Raw genomic sequence first — 3,577 nt, 5'->3', positions numbered from 1 at the left:
CCGCCCCCCACCGCAAGCTCAGCGCCCAGTCTCGCCCCCTCCACCACTTCGTGGTCCCCCTCCCCCGTTGCACGGGGGAGGATCGGTTATGCGATCCCCGCCGCCCCCAGCACCTTGCTCTGCCGCTCCGCCAGTCCCTCCTCCGAGAACCCCTCCAGCGAGGCCTCGAACAGGGCGCGCCAGTTGTGGCGGGCGCCCAGGTGCAGGAAGGCCGCGCCCAGGCCGATGGCGGCGCGGTCCATGAACACGAACTCGCGCGGGATGACGACGCCGCCGACCGATTTGAGCGCCTGGCGCACCTTGAAGGCCTCGCGGCGGCCGTACTCGCCGGGCGGCACGTCGTCGGCCACCGTGCGCACCCGGTCGTCAAGCAGCGGGCCGTAGATGAACCGCGCCCAGACGTTCAGCACGTCGACCAGCTCGTCGGTCAGGTTGGCGAAGCCCCAGCTGCGATAGGCCTCCATCTGGCCAGCGCGGTCGTCCTCGGAGAGGGCGCGGTAGAGCCGCACCACCCCGGCCACGAAGCGCGGCGGGAACACCCGGATGCAGCCGAAGTCGAGCAGGTTGAGGTGCGCGGCCCCATCCTCGCCGCCGCCGAAGGTGTAGTTGCCCAGGTGCGGATCGCCGTGGATGACGCCGATGTGGGTCATCGGACCCCACCAGGCCTCGAACAGCAGGGCGGCGATACGGTCGCGGGTCTCCTGCGGCGCGGTCTTGAAGGCCATCAGCCCCTGGCCGTCGAGCCAGGTCATGCTGAGCAGGCGCCGGGTCGAGAGCTCGGGGACGGGCAGGGGCGTGCGGATGTCGTCGCGGCCGGCGAAGAAGCCGCCATAGACGGCCATCATCCTGGCCTCGCGCTCGTAGTCGAGCTCCTCGCGCAGGCGGTCGCCGATCTCCTCGATCATCTCGGTCGGGTCGATCGCGCCGTCCATCCGCTTGAGCAGGGCGATCAGGGCGCGCAGCTGTCCAAGGTCGCTTTCGACGGCGCTCTGCATGTCGGGATATTGGAGCTTCACCGCCAGCCTGCGGCCGTCGGGGGCTACGGCGCGGTGCACCTGGCCCAGGGAAGCGGCCGCGGCGGCCTCGTGCTCGAAGCTGGTGAACCTGCTGGCCCAGTCGGCGCCCAGCTCCGCCGCCATCCGCCGGCGCACGAACGGCCAGCCCATGGCCGGGGCGTTGGTCTGCAGCTCGGCCAGTTCCTTGGCGAACTCCGGCGGCAGCAGGTCCGGCACCGTGGCGAACATCTGGGCCGCCTTCATCAGCGGACCTTTCAACCCGCCCAGCGCCGCCTTCAGCGCCTTGGCGTTGCGGGCGGACGCGTCGTCGCCGGCGAACAGGCTGTTGGCGCCGTAGCTGACGGCCGCGCCGGAGAGGCCCGCGCCGACCTTGGCGAACCGGGCCAGGCGGCCGGACAGGCGGTTGCGTTCTGGGTCATCGACCATCAGGAACCTCCCCCTATGGGGGAGGCGATCGCGCCAGCGATCGGTGGGGGGAGTGCTGGGCCGGCTAGCGATGGGGAAGCTGAAAACGGCCCCCCTCCGGCCCTGGGGGCCGCCTCCCCCACAGGGGGAGGCTCCTTAAGGGCGATCCTCACACCAGCGCCTCGAACTCGTCCACCAGCCGTTCCAGCTGCCGGCACCCCGCCGTCCAGAAGGCCTTGTCGCGCGGGTTGAGGCCGAAGGGCTTGAGGGCCTCGACATAGGTGCGGGTGCCGCCGGCGGCCAGCAGGTCCTCGTAGAGCGGCGCGAAGGTCGTCGGGTCTTCGCGGCGCTTTTCCATCAGGCCGCGCACCAGGAGGTCGCCGAACGCGTAGGCGTAGACGTAGAACGGCGCGTGCACGAAGTGGCTGACATAGGCCCAGTAGTGTTCGTAGCCCTCGTTCAGCACGACGGCCGGACCCAGGCTCTCGGCCATCGTCTCCAGCCACAGGCCGCCGATCTGGTCGGGCGACAGCTCGCCCTCCTGGCGGGCGGCGTGGAACCTGCGTTCGAAGCGGTGGAAGGCGATCTGGCGGACCACGGTGTTCAGCCCGTCTTCGATCTTGCCGGCCAGCAGCCCCTTGCGGTCGGCGGGGGTGGCCTCGGCCAGCAGGCGGTCGAACACCAGGCCCTCGCCGAAGATCGAGGCGGTCTCGGCCAGGGTCAGGGGCGTGTCGGCCAGCAGGGTGCCAAGCGGCGCGCACAGGGTCTGGTGCACGGCGTGGCCCAGCTCGTGAGCCAGGGTCAGCACGTCGCGCCGCTCGCCCATGTAGTTCATGAAGACGTAGGGGTGGCGGTCAGCGGTCACCGGATGCGAATAGGCGCCCGACTGCTTGCCGGCCCGCGGCCGCGCGTCGATCCACGGCTGGGTGAAGAAGGTCTGCGCCGTGTCGGCGAACTTCGGGGCCAGGGCCTGGAAGCTTTCCAGCACCACGTCCCTGGCCTCGGCCCAGGGATAGGTGCGCGGCTGGGCGGCGTCGAGCGGGGCGTTGCGGTCCCAGTAGTCGAGCGACTTGCGGCCCATGGCCTTGGCCTTGAGCGCATAATAGCGGTGCGACAGGCGCGGATAGGCCTCGACCACGGCCGCTTCCAGGGCGTCGACCGCGTCGGCGTCGACCTCGTTGGCCAGATGGCGCGAGTGGGCCGGGTCGTCGTAACGCCGCCAGCGGTCCTCGACCTGCTTTTCGAAGGCCAGGGTGTTCATCACCAGGGCCTGGGTCGAGGCGCGCTCGTGCAGGGCGTGAGCCAGGCCGTCGGCCGCGGCCTTGCGGCGGCGCACGTCGGGATCGGACAGGCGGTTCAGCGCCTCGGGCAGGGTCAGCTGCTCCTTGCCGACCTTGGCCGACAGTTTGGCCAGGGTCTCGTCATAGAGCCGCACCCAGTTGGCGACGGCCGGGCCGCGATCGACGATGTAGCGCTCCAGCTCGGCCGACAGCTCGTGCGGGCGCGACAGGCGCAGGCGGCGCAGCCACGGCGTCCAGCGGCGGGCCGGCTCGTGGGCCTCCAGCGCTGCGTTCAGCTCGGCGTCCTCCAGCTGGTTCAGCTCCAGCGAGAAGAACAGGCTGTCGGCGGCGATCTGCGAGGAGCGGGCGCGAAGATCGGCCTCGAACTTGGCCCAGGCCGGGTCGTCGCGGGCGGTAGAGGCGGCCAGGCCCGCATAGGCGCCCACGCCCCACAGGCCGTTCGTCGCCTCCTCATAGAGCCGGATGCCGCGATCCAGCAGCTTGCCCAGCCGCGCCGGCTCGCCCCGCGCTTCGAGGAACATGCCCTCTAGCGAGGCCAGTTCGTCATTGGCGGCCTTGGCGGCGACCAGGTCGGTTTCGATCCTCGGATCCTCGCGGCCGGCATAGAGGTCGGCGAGGTTCCACTCGGGAAGGGCGTCGGGCTTGAAGGGGGCGTTCATGGTGTGAAGGGATATGGCGTCTGGCGGGGATGAAGCAATCGGGAAGGGTGGAAAACGCGAGGTCGGCAGCGAAGATCCTCCCCCTGTGGGGGAGGTGGCCCGGAGGGCCGGAGGGGGGACGTTTTCAGCTTTCGAGGTGCGGGGAGTCATCAGCCGCGGGGGGGGGGGGGGGGGGGGGGGGGGGGGGGGGGGGGGG

2 protein-coding genes are annotated in these 3,577 nt (G+C 71.0%); both read right to left on the bottom strand.

Annotated features, from left to right (window positions below):
* Nucleotides 1-86 precede the first annotated feature (86 nt).
* On the bottom strand, nucleotides 87-1,442 hold the full coding sequence (locus tag AC07N1_RS08585; protein WP_494671412.1) for an ABC1 kinase family protein: 1,356 nt from the start codon (nucleotides 1,440-1,442) through the stop codon (nucleotides 87-89).
* A gap of 148 nt (nucleotides 1,443-1,590) precedes the next feature.
* Nucleotides 1,591-3,381, bottom strand: coding sequence for a M3 family oligoendopeptidase (locus AC07N1_RS08580; protein WP_494671411.1), 1,791 nt, complete (start codon nucleotides 3,379-3,381; stop codon nucleotides 1,591-1,593).
* Nucleotides 3,382-3,577 lie beyond the last annotated feature (196 nt).

Source organism: Caulobacter sp. GW821-FHT09B11 (assembly GCF_059418205.1).
This window is presented reverse-complemented; position numbering and strand designations above follow the sequence as displayed.